The organism is Streptomyces violaceorubidus (assembly GCF_000717995.1).
GTDB lineage: Bacteria > Actinomycetota > Actinomycetes > Streptomycetales > Streptomycetaceae > Streptomyces > Streptomyces violaceorubidus.
This window is the reverse complement of the sequence record NZ_JODM01000011.1, coordinates 113,472-129,225: the sequence shown is the minus strand read 5'-3', so window position 1 is coordinate 129,225 and position 15,754 is coordinate 113,472. Positions and strand designations below refer to the sequence as shown.

The 15,754-nt window shown below is 72.7% G+C and carries 12 protein-coding genes and 1 riboswitch; of the genes, 3 read left to right on the top strand and 9 right to left on the bottom strand.

Annotation, left to right across the window (positions count from 1 at the left end):
* Nucleotides 1-112 precede the first annotated feature (112 nt).
* On the top strand, nucleotides 113-916 hold the full coding sequence (locus IE94_RS0116505) for a VOC family protein (protein WP_030184496.1): 804 nt from the start codon (nucleotides 113-115) through the stop codon (nucleotides 914-916).
* Between the two features lie 51 nt (nucleotides 917-967).
* On the opposite strand, the gene IE94_RS0116500 is transcribed toward IE94_RS0116505, so the two are convergent.
* The 4 genes from IE94_RS0116500 to IE94_RS0116485 all read right to left on the bottom strand — a co-directional run bounded on the left by IE94_RS0116500 (nucleotide 968) and on the right by IE94_RS0116485 (nucleotide 6,424).
* Nucleotides 968-1,618, bottom strand: a complete 651-nt coding sequence (locus IE94_RS0116500) for a thymidine kinase (RefSeq protein WP_030184493.1) — start codon at nucleotides 1,616-1,618, stop codon at nucleotides 968-970.
* A gap of 43 nt (nucleotides 1,619-1,661) precedes the next feature.
* Nucleotides 1,662-2,855, bottom strand: a complete 1,194-nt coding sequence (locus tag IE94_RS0116495; RefSeq protein ID WP_030184490.1) for an alkaline phosphatase family protein — start codon at nucleotides 2,853-2,855, stop codon at nucleotides 1,662-1,664.
* Nucleotides 2,855-3,442, bottom strand: a complete 588-nt coding sequence (locus IE94_RS0116490) for a DUF5998 family protein (RefSeq protein ID WP_030184489.1) — start codon at nucleotides 3,440-3,442, stop codon at nucleotides 2,855-2,857. Before IE94_RS0116490 ends, IE94_RS0116495 begins: the two co-directional genes overlap by 1 nt.
* A gap of 66 nt (nucleotides 3,443-3,508) precedes the next feature.
* On the bottom strand, nucleotides 3,509-6,424 hold the full coding sequence (locus IE94_RS0116485; RefSeq protein ID WP_030184487.1) for a bifunctional acetate--CoA ligase family protein/GNAT family N-acetyltransferase: 2,916 nt from the start codon (nucleotides 6,422-6,424) through the stop codon (nucleotides 3,509-3,511).
* A 202-nt stretch (nucleotides 6,425-6,626) separates the two neighbouring features.
* Between IE94_RS0116485 and IE94_RS0116480 the strand changes: the two genes are divergently transcribed.
* Nucleotides 6,627-6,908 (top strand): HPr family phosphocarrier protein, encoded by a 282-nt coding sequence (locus IE94_RS0116480; protein WP_003973180.1) that lies wholly within the window; start codon nucleotides 6,627-6,629, stop codon nucleotides 6,906-6,908.
* Between the two features lie 205 nt (nucleotides 6,909-7,113).
* Here the strand turns inward: IE94_RS0116480 and IE94_RS0116475 are convergent, their stop codons facing one another.
* The 4 genes from IE94_RS0116475 to IE94_RS0116460 all read right to left on the bottom strand — a co-directional run bounded on the left by IE94_RS0116475 (nucleotide 7,114) and on the right by IE94_RS0116460 (nucleotide 11,830).
* A complete protein-coding gene (locus IE94_RS0116475; RefSeq protein WP_030184485.1) occupies nucleotides 7,114-7,809 on the bottom strand; it encodes a GntR family transcriptional regulator in 696 nt (231 codons plus the stop codon).
* A gap of 127 nt (nucleotides 7,810-7,936) precedes the next feature.
* Nucleotides 7,937-8,689, bottom strand: a complete 753-nt coding sequence (locus tag IE94_RS0116470) for a M23 family metallopeptidase (protein WP_030184483.1) — start codon at nucleotides 8,687-8,689, stop codon at nucleotides 7,937-7,939.
* A 12-nt stretch (nucleotides 8,690-8,701) separates the two neighbouring features.
* Nucleotides 8,702-8,866: riboswitch (cyclic di-AMP (ydaO/yuaA leader) on the bottom strand.
* A gap of 199 nt (nucleotides 8,867-9,065) precedes the next feature.
* Entirely contained in the window at nucleotides 9,066-10,454 is a 1,389-nt protein-coding gene (locus IE94_RS0116465) for a M16 family metallopeptidase (protein ID WP_030184481.1), read from the bottom strand.
* Entirely contained in the window at nucleotides 10,451-11,830 is a 1,380-nt protein-coding gene (locus IE94_RS0116460; RefSeq protein ID WP_030184478.1) for a M16 family metallopeptidase, read from the bottom strand. Before IE94_RS0116460 ends, IE94_RS0116465 begins: the two co-directional genes overlap by 4 nt.
* Nucleotides 11,831-12,154: 324 nt before the next feature.
* Here IE94_RS0116460 and IE94_RS0116455 point away from each other — a divergent pair, with 324 nt between their 5' ends.
* On the top strand, nucleotides 12,155-14,611 hold the full coding sequence (locus IE94_RS0116455; RefSeq protein WP_030184475.1) for a DNA gyrase/topoisomerase IV subunit A: 2,457 nt from the start codon (nucleotides 12,155-12,157) through the stop codon (nucleotides 14,609-14,611).
* Here the strand turns inward: IE94_RS0116455 and IE94_RS0116450 are convergent.
* Nucleotides 14,608-15,729: a CobW family GTP-binding protein gene (locus IE94_RS0116450; protein ID WP_051777535.1), complete on the bottom strand. Its 1,122-nt coding sequence runs from the start codon at nucleotides 15,727-15,729 to the stop codon at nucleotides 14,608-14,610. The two genes, IE94_RS0116455 and IE94_RS0116450, sit on opposite strands and share 4 nt — an antisense overlap.
* Nucleotides 15,730-15,754: the final 25 nt, after the last annotated feature.

The following is a 15,754-nucleotide window of genomic DNA, read 5'->3' as shown; positions in this document are numbered from 1 at the left end:
CCCCACGATCGGGCGCTCGCCCGAACCACGCACCAAAGGCCCGTATCGGTGCCGGGGCCCGTCGGAGCGGAAGCGGACGCACGGCCCGCGGAGGGCCGAGAAGAGGGTGACGATGACCGACGCACGGGGATCGGACAGCCGGACCGGCAAGACGAATGCCCGGCCCGCGCCCGGCACGCCCTGCTGGGTGAGTCTGATGGTGCACGGACCGGCCGCCACCCACGACTTCTACGGCGCCCTGTTCGGCTGGGAGTTCCGGCCCGGCCCCCAGCAACTGGGGCCGTACGCGCGGGCCCTGCTCGACGGGCGGGAGGTGGCCGGCATCGGGCAGCTGCCCCCGGACCGGCAACTGCCCACCGCCTGGACGCCCTACTTCGCCTCCGACGACGTCGACCGGACGGCCGGGACCGTGCGCCTGTGCGGCGGCACGATCGGCGTCGGTCCCCTGGACGCGGCCGAGGCGGGCCGCATGGCCCTCGGCTCCGACCCCGCCGGCGCCGTCTTCGGCATCTGGCAGGCGGCCGCGCACCGGGGCACCGGCATCGCCGGGGTCCCGGGCACGCCGGCGTGGAACGAGCTGCTGACGTACGAGACGGCGGGCGTCGCCAAGTTCTACGAGACGGTCTTCGGCTTCGAACTGCTCCCGGAGCCCGCCACCGACCGCGACTACGTCACCCTGCGCCTCGACGGGCGCCCCGTCGCCGGCATCCACGGCGTCGGGGACGCCCTGCCGCGCGACAGGGGACCGCACTGGACGACGTACTTCGAGGTCGCCGACACGGACGAGTCCGTGGCACGCGTCGTCGGCCTCGGCGGGCACGTCCTCGCCCCCGCCCACGACACGCCCCACGGCCGGGTGGCGACGGTGGCGGATCCGGAGGGGGCGCGGTTCACGCTGCTGCGCGGCGAACGGTGAGCGGGACGACGGCAGGGCGATGTCCCACCCCGCCGGTCGTGCCCCGGCGGGTCAATCGGCGGTGACCGGCAGCACGTCCGGCGACAGCGCCGCCGCCCGCGACGTCGCGCTCGTCATCCGCCTGCGGTGATGGCGGCGGCACAGCACCTCGTAGCCGATCTCGTCCGGCGACTGGGCGACGTCGCCGACGACCACCTGGGCGCCCTCGACGACCATGACGCCGCCCACCGTGCGGGCGTTGTGGGTGGCGCGGGCGCCGCACCAGCACAGGGCCTCGACCTGGAGCACCTCGACGCGGTCGGCGAGTTCCACCAGCCGCTGGGAGCCCGGGAAGAGCTTGGAGCGGAAGTCGGTGGTGATGCCGAAGGCGTACACGTCGACGTCGAGGTCGTCGACCACGCGCGCGAGCTGGTCGATCTGGTCCGGCGCGAGGAACTGCGCCTCGTCCGCGATGACGTAGTCCACGCGGCCGCCCTGCGAGAGGTGGTCGACGACGTGGGCGTACAGGTCCTGGCCGTCCCCGACCTCGACCGCGTCGGTGACCAGGCCGAGGCGGGAGGAGAGTTTTCCCTCGCCCGCGCGGTCGTCGCGGGTGAAGATCATGCCGGCCAGTCCGCGCGCCGAGCGGTTGTGCTCGATCTGGAGAGCCAGTGTCGACTTCCCGCAGTCCATCGTTCCGGAGAAGAACACCAGCTCGGGCATGAGGGGTGGGGCACCTTTCGGCAGCGAGGGGGACGTGAGCGGGTCAGGAGCGTACTTCGAGCAGCGGGACGAGCTGCTCGGCAGGGGTCATCGAGCCGTGGTTGCCGACCATCGCCGACTCCTTGGGCTCGCGCTCGGAGGCGATGAGCAGGACGTCGTCACGGGCGGCGGCGACCACGTCGCCGATGCGGTCGCGGACCCGGTCGTCGACGCGGGGGCCGAACCAGCCCGCCGCGATCGCCTCCTCGCGCGAGGCCACCCAGAACTGCTCGCCGAGCACCTCGCGCCAGCAGGTCAGCACGTCGTTGTGGGCGCCGGGGACGGCGTAGACGTGGCGGGCGCGGCCCTCGCCGCCGAGGAGGGCGACGCCCGCCTTCAGCTCCCAGTCCTCGTCGAAGTCGATGCGGTGGTCCTCGTCGAAGGGCACGTCGACCATGCCGTGGTCGGCGGTGACGTACAGGGCGCTGCGCGGCGGCAGCTGCTCGGCGAGGCGCTGGACGAGCCGGTCGACGTGGCCGAGCTGTCCGCGCCAGGTGTCGGAGTCGACGCCGAAGCGGTGTCCGGCGCCGTCGACCTCGGCGTAGTACGTGTAGACGAGGGCGCGGTCGGCGCGGGCCAGCTGCTCGGCCGCGCAGTCCATCCGGTCCTCGCCGGACAGCCGTCCGTGGAACTCGCCGCCGCTGAGCGCGACCTTGGTCAGCGGGGTGTTGGCGAAGGTGGGCGAGGAGACCTGGGCGGCGTGCACACCGGCCTCGTGGGCGAGGCCGAAGACGGTCGGATACGGCTGCCAGGGGCCCGGCGCGGTCCACGGCTGCCAGCGCAGCTGGTTCATCAGCGTGCCGGTGTCGGGATTGCGCACGGTGTAGCCGGGCAGGCCGTGGGCGCCCGGCGGCAGGCCGGTGCCGACGGAGGCGAGGGAGGTCGCCGTGGTCGCCGGGTAGCCGGCCGTGATCGGGCGCCCGGTGCCGCCGCGCGAGCTGTCCAGCAGCGAGCTGAGGAAGGGGGCGTCCTCGGGGTGGGCGCGCAGTTGCTCCCAGCCGAGGCCGTCGATCAGGAAGACGCAGTTGCGGTCGGCGGGGGTCAGTTCGGTGATCCCGGCGGTCATGCCGGGTACGCCGAGGCCCGCGGCCAGGGTGGGCAGCAGATCGGCGAGGGAGCCCGTGCCGTACTCGGGGACGGGGGCGGAGTCGACGGGGAGCGGTTCCGGGTGGGTGTCCCAGGCGGTGTGCTGCACCATCAGCGGGCGGAGTCCGCGGTCGCCTCGGAGAGCGCCTGGGCGAAGGCGAGCGCCTGGCGCACCGTCTCGGGGCCGTCCCCGGCCTCGCTGACGCGCAGGCTGAGGTCGTCGGCGGTCGAGCTGCCCGTGTAGCCGTGGTCGGCCTCGCAGTTGGGGTCGCCGCAGGCGGCGGGCTCCAGGTCGAGGCGGGAGACGGCGCCCCAGCCGATGGTCAGCACGATCTCGCGGGGCAGTGTGCCCGGCTTGTACTTCTCCGGGTTGGCGACGACGCGGCTGACGACGATGGACGAGATCCGGCCGAGCTTGACGGACTCCGTGGACGTCGTGGCGTACGGCGTCGGGGAGGTGTCGTCGGCGGCCTGCTCGTCGGTGTGGCTGACGATGAAGCGGTTGCCGGTGAGGACGAGCACGGTCACGTGCCGGCGCACCTCGTTCTGGTCGAACGTCGTCTCCTGATGGACCAGGTACGACCGCACGGGCTCGCCGCCCACGGCGGCCTCCACCGCCTCGGCCACGAGGGCCGGGTAGTAGCCGCTGCGCTCGATCGCCGCTCGCAGCCCCTGGGTCGTCGTACTGGTCTTGGCCATGCCGACCATCCTACGGGGACCCGCTGACTGCGAGGGACGCTCCTGCGGCACCCGTCCCGGGGCGGATCAGTACGCCGGCAGCGTCCGCGGGCCCAGGTCGTCGCGGGCGGGCGGGGGTGCGAGGCGGACGGAGGCGCCGAGGACGCTCAGGCCGCGCGGGGCGACCACCACGGGTTCCAGGGTGACCGCGACGACCTCCGGGTGGTCGTCGACCAGCCGGGAGACCCGCAGCAGCAGCTCCTCCAGGGCGGCGGCGTCGACGGGGGCGGAGCCGCGCCAGCCGAAGAGGAGGGGCGCCGTGCGGATGGAGCGGATGAGCGAGGTGGCGTCCCGGTCGGTGACCGGGATCAGCCGGTGCGCCATGTCACCGAGCAGCTGTGTGGCGGCGCCGGCGAGGCCGAAGGAGAGCACCGCGCCGGCCGCGGGGTCGATGACCGCCCGTACGACGGTGTCGACGCCGCGCGGGGCCATGCCCTGCACCACCGGGCGCAGCTCCGCGGGCGCCCCGAACAGCTCGGTCAGTTCGGCGTAGGCCCGGCGCAGTTGCTCCTCGTCCGCGAGCTCGAGGCGTACGCCGCCCAGGTCCGCGCGGTGCCGCAGGTGCGGGGCGGTGGCCTTGAGGGCCACGGGGTAGCCGATGGCCCGCGCGGCCCTCGCGGCGTCGTCGGGGGTGGGGGCGGGCAGCGCGCGGTGGACCCGGACGCCGTACCTGCCGAGCAGCTCGCAGGTCTCCTGGGCGCCGAGGGTGAGCCCCTGACCGCGGGCGAGGTAGCCCGCTATCTGCTCGGCGGCGCCCTTCTCGTCGATGTCCTCGTACTCCGGGACCCTGCCCGGGTCGGCGGCCTCGCGCCGCCACTGGGCGTAGGCGACGGCCTCGCCGAGGGCGCGGACGGCCCGTTCGGCCGCGGGGTAGGCGGGGATGAGGCGGGATCCCTCCGGGGCCCGGACGGAGGGCTGCGGCGGGGCCGGTGCGGCGGTCGGACGGGGCGGGCCGGACGGGTGGGACTGGTCGGGCGCAGCCTCCTCCACGGGGCCGGGGGCGGCGCCCTGGGTGGCCTGCGGCTTGCCGCCCGGACCAGCCGGGGAGACCGTGCCCGGAGCCGCTTGCGGGGCGGTGCTCGTCGCCGCGGACAGGGCCTGAGCCAGGCCGCCCAGCTCCACGTGGACCACGAGGACCGGCTTGGTGGGGACCGCGGCCGCCGCCGAGCGCAGCGCCTTGGCGATCGCGGCGTCCCTGGCCGCCCCCTCCCCCACCGTCGGGATGGCGGTCACCACGACCGCGTCGCACGTGTCGTCGGCCAGGGCCCTGGCCAGGGCCGCGTGGAAGTCGTCGGCCGAGGCGGCGGTCGTCAGGTCCAGCGGGGGCTGCGGGCGCAGGCCCTCGGAGAGGCACGCGTCGTACGTGAGCAGTCCCAGGGACTCCGAATTGCCCAGGATGGCCACCCTCGGTCCGGCGGGCAGCGGCTGGCGGGCGAGGAGCAGCCCCGCGTCGACCAGGTCGGTGATGGTGTCGACCCGGATCACGCCGGCCTGCCGCAGCAGCGCGGAGACGGTCGCGTGCGGCAGCCGGGTCGCCCGTACGGCGTGCCCCTGGGGTGCCACGCCGCCGTGCCGGGCCCCCTGCACCACGACCAGGGGCTTGACGGCCGCGGTGCGCCGGGCCAGCCGGGTGAACTTGCGCGGGTTGCCGATGGACTCCAGGTACATCAGCGCCACGTCGGTCTCCGGGTCGTCGTACCAGTACTGGAGGACGTCGTTGCCGGAGACGTCGGCGCGGTTGCCGGAGGAGACGAAGCTGGACACGCCGGTGTGGCCGGTGACCCCGCCGCCGCGCCGGTGCAGCCGGGAGAGCAGGGCGATGCCGATGGCGCCGGACTGGGCGAACAGGCCGATCCGGCCGGGGCGCGGCATCCGGGGGGCGAGCGAGGCGTTGAGCCGCACGTCCGGGGAGGTGTTGATGATCCCGAAGGCGTTGGGTCCGATGATGCGCATGCCGTACATGCGCGCCTGCCGTACGAGGGCGCGCTGGCGTTCGCGTCCCTCGGGACCGCTGTCGGCGTAACCGGCGGAGATCACCACCAGCCCCTGCACACCGTGCTCGCCGCACTCGGTGACGACGTCGGGGACGTGCTCGGCGGGCACGGTGACGACGGCGAGGTCGACGGGCCCGGCGATGTCGCGCACGGAGCGGCAGGCCGGGACGCCGTCGAGTTGCTTCTGCTCCTCGGGAAAGGCCCTGTTCACGGCATACAGGCGGCCCGTGTAGCCCGCGTCCCGGATGTTGCCGAGGATGCTGCGGCCGACGCCGCCCGCGGTGCGGCCGGTGCCGACGACCGCGACCGAGCCCGGTTGCAGCAGCCGCTGGACGGAACGGGCCTCCGCGCGGTGCTCGCGCGCGTACTGCACGGCCAGCGAGCGGTCGGTGGGTTCGAGATCGAACTCCAGGCGGACCACCCCGTCCTCGAAGCTCCGCTTCTGGGTGTACCCGGCGTCCATGAAGACTTTGATCATCTTGTTGTTGGCGGGCAGCACCTCGGCGGCGAAGCGGCGGATGCCCCGCTCGCGGGCGACGGCCGCGATGTGTTCCAGGAGGGCCGAGGCGACGCCGCGCCCCTGGTGGGCGTCCTGGACGAGGAAGGCGACCTCGGCCTCGTCGGCGGGGGAGGTGGCGGGCGCCCCGCCGACCCCGATCCGGTCGTAGCGTACGGTGGCGATGAACTCGCCGCCGATGGTGGCCGCAAGTCCCACCCGGTCCACGAAGTCGTGGTGCGTGAAGCGGTGGACGTCCTTGGCGGACAGGCGGGGGTACGGCGCGAAGAAGCGGTAGTACTTCGACTCCTCGGACACCTGCTCGTAGAAGCTGACCAGGCGCTCGGCGTCATCGACGGTGATGGGGCGGACGCGCGCGGTGCCGCCGTCGCGCAGCACCACGTCGGCTTCCCAGTGGGCGGGGTACTCGTGCCGGTCCGACGAGGTCTGCATGGGCCCCAGAGTACGGCTCGCGTACGACAACGGCGCGGGGCAGTCTGTGGGGGACACGAGCTCGGGCCGAGGCCGCGGTCCGAGCACCGCACGGGACGGCGCAGGCGGTCGTCCCGGGCTTGCTTCACGATGTGGGAAACTGGTCTAGACAACGCTGGTCTAGACAACTCCAACCCTCTGAACACCTGAAGGGCAGCATCACATGGCTGAGCGCCGCGTCAACGTCGGCTGGGCCGAGGGTCTCCACGCCCGCCCCGCCTCCATCTTCGTCCGAGCCGCCACGGCCACCGGCGTCCCGGTCACGATCGCCAAGGCCGACGGGTCCCCCGTCAACGCGGCCTCCATGCTGGCCGTCCTCGGGCTCGGCGCCCAGGGCGGCGAGGAGATCGTCCTCGCCTCCGACGCCGAGGGCGCCGAGGCCGCCCTGGAGCGGCTGGCGAAGCTGGTCGCCGAGGGGCTCGAGGAGCTTCCCGAGACCGTCTGAGCCCGACGGACGGAACCGTCGAAAGGCCCGCCGGGGACACCGGACGGGCCTTTCGCTTCTTTTCTCGTTCTGCTCTTTCGGCTTTTTCGGCCCGCCCGCCCGTTGATCCCGTTGATCCCGTTGATCCCGTTGATCCCGTTGATCCCGTTCACGGGCAGCAGAAAAACACCGGACGGAATTCCCCGCCCTTTGTATACGGCACGCGTTACCGGCGCGGGCCCGCCGTGTTTACGGGATGTTGCGCATTCCTCACACGCTCCGTCCGTCCGCCGCCGGAGGCGAAGCGCAGCCGGTGCGCGGACGCCGACCGCTCGATGTGCAGGGTCATGAGCTCCCGCGCGCGTTCGCCGTCCCCCCGGGCCACGGCATCCGTGATGGCGCCGTGCTCCGCCCAGTACTCCACCGGACCGGCCGGAGCCTCCACGACGTACATCCAGTCGATCTTGTGGCGGAGCTGGGTCAGCAGCGCCGCCAGGGAGGGGCTGTCCGCCGCCCGGGCGAGGGTCTCGTGGAACCAGCCGCCCAGTGCGCGCAGTTCCTCGCCGGTGCCCTGCCTGGCCCGGTCCTGCCCCAGCCTGACCAGGCCGCGCAACACCTTGAGGTGGGCCTCGGTGCGCCGCCGGGCGGCCCGGGAGGCGCCGAGCGGCTCCAGGAGCGTGCGCGTCTCCAGCAGGTCGGCGGCCTCCCGCTCGGTCGGCTCGGCCACGCACGCGCCCGCGTGCCGCCGGGTCACCACGAAGCCCTCGGCCTCCAGCGTGCGCAGGGCCTCGCGGACCGGCACGCGGGAGACTCCGTAGCGGCGGGCGAGGAGTTCCTCGGTGAGCCGGCTCCCGCGGCCGTGTACGCCGGTGACGATGTCGTCCCGGATCGCCGTGCACACCGAATGCGCCGGAATACGCATGAGCGACCTCCCCTTTGCCCCCGTGAAACGCCGATGACTGACGCGTGTTGCACGATCCCAGGCCAATCAAGCGATATTAAATGCGAAAAGCCCCGGCTCGGGAAGCCGGGGCTTTCGGACGCCTGCGTCAGACGTTCACGCCGTGGGAGCGGAGGTAGGAGACGGGGTCCATGTCCGAGCCGTACTCGGAGCTCGTGCGGGCCTCGAAGTGCAGATGCGGTCCGGTGACGTTGCCGGTGGCGCCGGACAGGCCGATCTGCTGGCCGGGCTCGACCGACTGGCCGACCGAGACGCCGATGGACGACAGGTGCCCGTACTGCGTGTACGTGCCGTCGTGCATCTTGATCACCACCTGGTTGCCGTACGCCCCGCCCCAGCCGGCCTCCACGACGGTGCCGACGCCCACGGCGTGCACGGTCGTCCCGCTGGAGGCGTGGAAGTCGATGCCGGTGTGGCTGCCGGAGGACCACAGGGAGCTGCCGGCCTGGTACGCGGTGGAGACGTACGACGCGGTGATCGGCGCGACGAAGGTGTTGAGGCGCTTGCGCTCCGCCTCCCGCGCGGCGCGCTCCTTGGCCTCGCGTGCCTCCTTGGCCGCCTCGGCCGCCCGCTCGCGGGCCGCCTCCTGGGCCGCGGCGTCCAGGGCCGCCTGCTTCTGGGCGACGGCCTGTGCGTCGATCTCGTCGGCTATGGAGTCGCCGATGGTGACGACCGGAGTGAGTCCGCTCTGCTCGACCTCGGACTCGGCGGCGAGCGCCGGAGCCGCGAGGGTGCCGACGACGCCGGTGGTGGCGAGGGCCGCGACTCCCGCCGCGCGGGCGGTGGTGCGGTGCATCCGGCTGGGACGGCGGTGCTTCCCGGTGGCGCGCGTGAACGCCATGTAGAGGCTTGTCCTTTCCTTCCCTCTCGCCTACCGGGTTAGCTGACGGGTTCGGAGGTGGAAGGTCTCCTACGGACCCCCTCGCGGTGCGCGCGGGCGTCCGATTCACCCCAGGGACTGCGTTGGGTCCCCGGCTCCCCTGGCTCGCGCCGTACGGGGACTCGGCGATGACTGTCCGGTGCCGCGGGTGCGGCGCACTGCCTGACGAACAGCCCGGAAGACGCTAAACGCGGCTGCGTTCAATACTCAAACGCAACAGGCTTTTTGTAGTGCACGCCACAGGGCAGACGGGCCGTCACTCCCCCAATTCGGACAAACGGTGGCCCTGCGGCCCTGCTGACACTCCGGTCACCAGGGCCACCGCGCGCGCGTGCCGCTACTCCGCCGCCACCACGGTCACTTCACCGATGCCGAGGGCCTCGACGGGCTCCTTGATCTGCGCCGCGTCGCCGACGAGAACCGTCACGAGGCGGTCCACCGGGAAGGCGTTCACGACCGCCGCGGTGGCCTCCACGGTGCCCGTGGCGGCCAGTTGACGGTAGAGCGTGGCCTGGAAGTCGTCGGGCAGGTGCTGCTCGACCTGGTCGGCCAGCGTGCTCGCCACGGCCGCCGCCGTCTCGTACTTCAGCGGTGCCACGCCCACCAGGTTCTGCACGGCAACGTCGCGTTCGGCGTCGGTGAGGCCCTCCGCGGCGAGCTTGCGCAGCACCGTCCACAGGTCCTCCAGGGCGGGACCGGTGTTGGGGGTGTCGACGGACCCGCTGATGGCGAGCATCGCGGCACCCGTGCCGTCCGGCGCGGACCGCAGGACCTGGCCGAACGCCCGAACGCCGTAGGTGTAGCCCTTCTCCTCGCGCAGGACGCGGTCCAGGCGCGAGGTGAGGGTGCCGCCGAGGCAGTAGGTGCCGAGCACCTGCGCGGGCCACACGCGGTCGTGCCGGTCGGCGCCGGTGCGGCCGATCAGCAACTGCGTCTGGACGGCGCCGGGACGGTCCACGATGACGACCCGGCCCCGGTCGTCGGCGGTCACCGCAGGGACGGGACGCGGCTCGGCGGCCGAGCCGGTCCACGCGCCCAGGGTGTCGCCGAGCAGTGCGTCCAGGTCGACGCCGGTGAGGTCGCCGACGACCACGGCGGTGGCCGTGGCGGGGCGGACGTGGCGCTCGTAGAAGGCGCGTACGGCCGCGGAGTCGATGGCCGCGACCGTCTCCTCGGTGCCCTGGCGCGGGCGCGACATGCGCGCCGTCGCCGGGAACAGTTCCTTGGAGAGTTCCTTCGCGGCGCGCCGGGAGGGGTTGGCCAGCTCGTGCGGGATCTCGTCGAGCCGGTTGCGCACCAGCCGTTCGACCTCGCCGTCGGCGAAGGCGGGCGCCCTGAGGGCGTCGGCGAGCAGGCCGAGGGCCTTGGCGAGACGCGAGGCGGGCACCTCCAGGCTCAGCCGGACGCCGGGGTGGTCGGCGTGCGCGTCCAGGGTGGCGCCGCAACGCTCCAGCTCGGCGGCGAAGTCCTCGGCGGAGTGCTTGTCGGTGCCCTCCGAGAAGGCGCGCGCCATGATCGTGGCCACGCCGTCGAGACCGGCCGGCTCGGCGTCCAGGGGGGCGTCCAGGAGCACCTCGACCGCGACGACCTGCTGGCCGGGGCGGTGGCAGCGCAGCACGGTGAGGCCGTTGTCGAGGCTGCCGCGCTCGGGGGCGGGGAACGCCCACGGCTTGGGCTCGCCGGCCTGCGGCTGGGCGTGGAATTCCATGGTGGCGAGCTCGGTCACTTGGCCGCCTCCTCGTTCTCGTCGCTGGCGTCGGTCACGGAGACGGTGACGGTGGTCTCGTCGGCGGGGGCCGGGGCGGTGGGCTCGTAGACGAGCACCGCGCGGTTGTCGGGGCGCAGGCGGGCCTTGGCGACCTCCTGGACCTCCTCCGCGGTCACCTCGAGCACCCGCTGCACGGCGGTGAGGGCGAGCTGCGGGTCGCCGAACAGGACGGCGTACCGGCACAGTTCGTCCGCGCGGCCCGCCACCGTGCCCAGGCGGTCCAGCCACTCGCGCTCCAGCTGGGCCTGGGCGCGCTCCATCTCCTCGGCCGTGGGACCCTCCTCGGCGAACCGGGCCAGCTCCTCGTCGATGGCCGTCTCGATGACCGGCACCTCGACGTCACCGGACGTCTTCACGTCCAGCCAGCCCAGGGAGGGCGCCCCGGAGAGCCGCAGCAGGCCGAACCCGGCGGCCACGGCCGTGCGGTCGCGGCGTACGAGCCGGTTGTACAGGCGGGACGACTCGCCGCCGCCCAGGACGGTCAGGGCCAGGTCGGCCGCGTCGCACGCGCGCGTGCCGTCCTCGGGCAGGCGGTAGGCCGCCATCAGGGCGCGGGCCGGGACCTCCTCCTCGACGACCTCGCGCAGCTCCCCGCCCATGACGTCGGGCAGCGAACCGTCCCGGGGAGGCTGCTTGCCGTCGTGCGAGGCGATGGAGCCGAAGTACTTCTCGATCCAGGCGAGCGTCTGCTCGGGGTCGATGTCGCCGACGACCGACAGCACCGCGTTGTTCGGTGCGTAGTAGGTGCGGAAGAAGGCGCGTGCGTCCTCCAGGGTCGCCGCGTCCAGGTCCGCCATCGATCCGATCGGCGTGTGGTGGTAGGGGTGCCCCTCCGGGTAGGCGAGGGCGGTCAGCTTCTCGAAGGCCGTGCCGTAGGGGACGTTGTCGTAGCGCTGGCGGCGTTCGTTCTTGACGACGTCCCGCTGGTTCTCCATCGACTCCTCGTCCAGGGCGGCCAGCAGGGAGCCCATGCGGTCGGCCTCCAGCCAGAGGGCGAGCTCCAGCTGGTGGGCGGGCATGGTCTCGAAGTAGTTGGTCCGCTCGAAGCTGGTGGTGCCGTTGAGCGAGCCGCCGGCGCCCTGCACCAGCTCGAAGTGACCGTTGCCCTTGACCTGGGCGGAGCCCTGGAACATGAGGTGCTCGAAAAGGTGAGCCAGGCCGGTACGCCCCTTGACCTCGTGGCGCGAGCCGACGTCGTACCAGAGGCACACCGCCGCGACCGGGGTCAGGTGGTCCTCGGAGAGCACCACGCGCAGGCCGTTGGCCAGGCGGTGCTCGGTCGCTGTCAGGCCGCCGGAGCCTGCCTGGGCTGTGGCCGTGTGACCCATGGGCATGTACGTCCCTTCGATCGCGAGATCCTGGTGGCACCACGGGGTGTACCACCTGGTGGAATCAGTGGGCGGAACTGCGGAATTCCGTCGATCCTGCCACTGTATGCAAGCGTGCGGGCCGCCGGTGGAGTTCCCGGACCCCGTACGCCGAGAGCGAGAACGCGGTTGACGGGCCGCCGGGGACGGCGGTGCGGGGCGAGGGCGTACCCTGCGGGCAGCGCCGGGCCGGGCAGCCGGTGACGGGTCCTGGTCCGTCGCTGTCAGTGCCGCAGTCCACAATGGACGGCGTCAGATCACCGTTCACGCTTCAGCAAGGAGCCGGCAGCGATGGCCCGCCGTAGTACGAAGACCCCGCCGCCCGACGACTCGTACGAGGAGAAGATCCTCGACATCGACGTCGTCGACGAGATGCAGGGCTCCTTCCTCGAGTACGCGTACTCGGTCATCTACTCCCGTGCGCTGCCGGACGCCCGCGACGGCCTCAAGCCGGTGCACCGCCGCATCGTCTACCAGATGAACGAGATGGGCCTGCGGCCCGAGCGCGGCTACGTGAAGTGCGCCCGCGTCGTCGGCGAGGTCATGGGCAAGCTGCACCCGCACGGCGACGCGTCGATCTACGACGCGCTGGTGCGCATGGCCCAGCCCTTCTCGATGCGCGTCCCCCTCGTGGACGGCCACGGCAACTTCGGCTCGCTGGGCAACGACGACCCGCCGGCCGCCATGCGGTACACGGAGTGCCGCATGGCCGAGGCCGCCGGGCTGATGACGGAGTCCATCGACGAGGACACCGTCGACTTCGCCCCCAACTACGACGGCCAGGAGCAGGAGCCGGTGGCACTGCCCGCCGCCTTCCCGAACCTGCTGGTCAACGGCGCCTCGGGCATCGCGGTCGGCATGGCCACCAACATGCCGCCGCACAACCTGCGCGAGGTGATCGCGGCGGCCCGGCACCTGATCCGGTTCCCGAACGCCGACCTGGACGCGCTGATGAAGCACGTGCCCGGCCCCGACCTGCCCACCGGCGGCCGGATCGTCGGCCTGCCCGGAATCCGGGACGCGTACGAGACGGGTCGCGGCACGTTCAAGATCCGCGCGACGGTGTCGGTGGAGACGGTGACGGCCCGTCGCAAGGGCCTCGTCGTCACGGAGCTGCCCTTCGCGGTCGGACCCGAGAAGGTCATCTCCAAGATCAAGGACCTGGTCGGCTCGAAGAAGCTCCAGGGCATCGCGGACGTCAAGGACCTGACCGACCGCGAGCACGGACTGCGCCTGGTCATCGAGATCAAGAACGGCTTCGTGCCCGAGGCGGTCCTGGAGCAGCTCTACAAGCTGACGGCCATGGAGGAGTCCTTCGGCATCAACAACGTCGCCCTGGTGGACGGCCAGCCCCTCACCCTGGGCCTCAAGGAGCTGCTGGAGGTCTATCTCGACCACCGCTTCACCGTCGTCAGGCGCCGCAGCGAGTTCCGCCGAAGCAAGAGGCGAGACCGGCTGCACCTGGTGGAGGGCCTGCTCACCGCCCTGGTCGACATCGACGAGGTCATCCGCCTCATCCGCTCCAGCGAGAACTCCGCGCAGGCCAAGCAGCGCCTGATCGAGCGCTTCTCGCTGAGCGACGTCCAGACGCAGTACATCCTGGACACGCCGCTGCGCCGGCTCACCAAGTACGACCGCATCGAGCTGGAGTCCGAGAAGGACCGGCTGAACGCGGAGATCGAGGAGCTGACCCGGATCCTCGACTCGGACGCGGAGCTGCGCAAGCTGGTCTCGGCCGAACTGGCGGCGGTGGCCAAGAAGTTCGGCACCGACCGCCGTACGACGCTGCTGGAGTCCGGCGGCGCCCCGGTCGCCGCCGTGCCGCTCCAGGTGGCGGACGACCCGTGCCGGGTGCTGCTGTCCTCGACGGGCCTGCTGGCCCGCACCGCGAACGACGAGCCCCTCGTCACGGAGTCCGGGGCCAAGCGGGTCAAGCACGACCTGATCGTCTCCGCGGTGCCGGCCACGGCGCGCGGCGAGGTGGGCGTGGTGACCTCCGCCGGGCGGCTGCTTCGGGTGAACGTCGTGGATCTGCCCCAGCTCCCGGAGTCCATGCCGACTCCGAACCTCGCGGGCGGTGCGCCACTGGCGGAGTTCGTGTCCCTGGAGGACGACGAGGACGTCGTCTGCCTGACCACGCTGGACGAGTCCTCGCCGGGGCTCGCGCTCGGCACGGAGCAGGGCGTCGTCAAGCGGGTGGTGCCCGACTACCCCTCCAACAAGGACGAGTTGGAGGTCATCACCCTCAAGGAGGGCGACCGCATCGTGGGCGGGGTCGAGCTGCGCACCGGCGACGAGGACCTGGTCTTCATCACGGACGACGCCCAGCTCCTGCGCTACCAGGCCTCGCAGGTCCGCCCGCAGGGCCGTCCCGCGGGTGGTGTGGCGGGCATCAAGCTCGCCGACGGCGTCAAGGTCATCTCCTTCACCGCGGTGGACCCGGCGGCGGACGCGGTGGTCTTCACGGTGGCCGGATCGCGCGGCACGCTGGACGACTCCGTGCAGACCACGGCCAAGCTCACGCCGTTCGACCAGTACCCGCGCAAGGGCCGTGCCACGGGCGGGGTGCGCTGCCAGCGGTTCCTGAAGGGCGAGGACTGCCTGGCCTTCGCCTGGGCGGGCGCCACCCCGGCCCTCGCCGCCCAGAAGAACGGCACTCCGGCCCAGCTCCCGGACGTCGACCCGCGCCGCGACGGCTCGGGCGTGTCGCTGCCGAAGACGGTGTCGGTGGTGGCTGGCCCGGCCTAGAGGGCGGACGGCGACTCCCCGCCGTCGGGGTCCTCGGCATCGAGGTCCTCGTCGCCGGGGTCCTCGCCGTCGGGGTCCTCGCCGTCGGGTACGTAGCGCAGGACGCCCCACATGCCGTGCTCGTCGGCGTGCGGGGCGTCGGCGTCCCGGCGGCACGCGTCGAGTTCCCCGCCGAGGGCCGCCGCGTCGATGCCGGAGCCGATGAGGACGAGCTGGGTGAGGCGGGCGTCGGCGGACGTCCAGGGCTGCGGGTAGAAGCGCAGGAAGCGTCCGACGGCGTGGACGGCGTACCGGTTCCGCGCGTCGTACGGTCCGAAGTCCACGTACCCCTTGATCCGGTAGAGGCCCTCGGGCCTGCTGTCGAGGAAGCGCATGAGCCGGCGCGGTTCGAGCGGCAGGTCGGAGACGAAGGACAGCGTGTCGTAGGCGGCGTGCAGGTGACCGGGGTGTGTGCCGCCCTCCGTGTGGTCGTGCAGGTCGTCGAAGGAGAGCTGCCCCACTCGCTCCTCGCTGGGCCGGCAGTCGTAGAGGAACTCGGGATCGATGCGGCCGTACGTCGCGGGCACGACGGCGGCACCGTCGGCGAGCGAGTGCACCAGGGCGAGCACGCGCTCGGCGTCCTGGGCCCGGTCGGTCTTGTTGACCACGACCAGGTCGGCGAGGGCCAGGTGCCGGTCGATCTCGGGGTGCCGGGCGCGGGTGTCGTCGAACTCGGCGGCGTCGACGACCTCGACGAGCCCGCCGTAGACGACCCCCGGTTGCTCGCTGGCGAGCAGCATCCGCACCAGTTCCTGCGGTTCGGCCAGGCCGCTGGCCTCGATCACGATCACGTCGATGCCGGCCTCGGGGCGTGCGAGCCGCTCCAGATACCCGTCCAGTTCACTCGCGTCGACGGCACAGCACAGGCATCCGTTGCCCAGCGACACGGTGGAGTCGCCGAGGGCGCCGGCGACGGCCATCGCGTCGATCTCGATCGAACCGAAGTCGTTGACGACGGCGCCGATACGGCTGCCTCCGCTGCGGTGGAGGAGGTGGTTGAGCAGGGTGGTCTTCCCGGAGCCGAGGAACCCGGCGAGCACGACGACCGGGATCTGCTGCGGAGTCGGGCGCTGCCCCACCGTGCGACCTCTCTCTCACCCATGC

Coding starts and splice junctions, on each gene's coding strand:
- IE94_RS0116505 (WP_030184496.1), top strand. CDS start 113: ATGACCGACGCACGGGGATCGGACAGCCGGACCGGCAAGACGAATGCC.
- IE94_RS0116500 (WP_030184493.1), bottom strand. CDS start 1,618: ATGCCCGAGCTGGTGTTCTTCTCCGGAACGATGGACTGCGGGAAGTCG.
- IE94_RS0116495 (WP_030184490.1), bottom strand. CDS start 2,855: ATGGTGCAGCACACCGCCTGGGACACCCACCCGGAACCGCTCCCCGTC.
- IE94_RS0116490 (WP_030184489.1), bottom strand. CDS start 3,442: ATGGCCAAGACCAGTACGACGACCCAGGGGCTGCGAGCGGCGATCGAG.
- IE94_RS0116485 (WP_030184487.1), bottom strand. CDS start 6,424: ATGCAGACCTCGTCGGACCGGCACGAGTACCCCGCCCACTGGGAAGCC.
- IE94_RS0116480 (WP_003973180.1), top strand. CDS start 6,627: ATGGCTGAGCGCCGCGTCAACGTCGGCTGGGCCGAGGGTCTCCACGCC.
- IE94_RS0116475 (WP_030184485.1), bottom strand. CDS start 7,809: ATGCGTATTCCGGCGCATTCGGTGTGCACGGCGATCCGGGACGACATC.
- IE94_RS0116470 (WP_030184483.1), bottom strand. CDS start 8,689: ATGGCGTTCACGCGCGCCACCGGGAAGCACCGCCGTCCCAGCCGGATG.
- IE94_RS0116460 (WP_030184478.1), bottom strand. CDS start 11,830: ATGCCCATGGGTCACACGGCCACAGCCCAGGCAGGCTCCGGCGGCCTG.
- IE94_RS0116455 (WP_030184475.1), top strand. CDS start 12,155: ATGGCCCGCCGTAGTACGAAGACCCCGCCGCCCGACGACTCGTACGAG.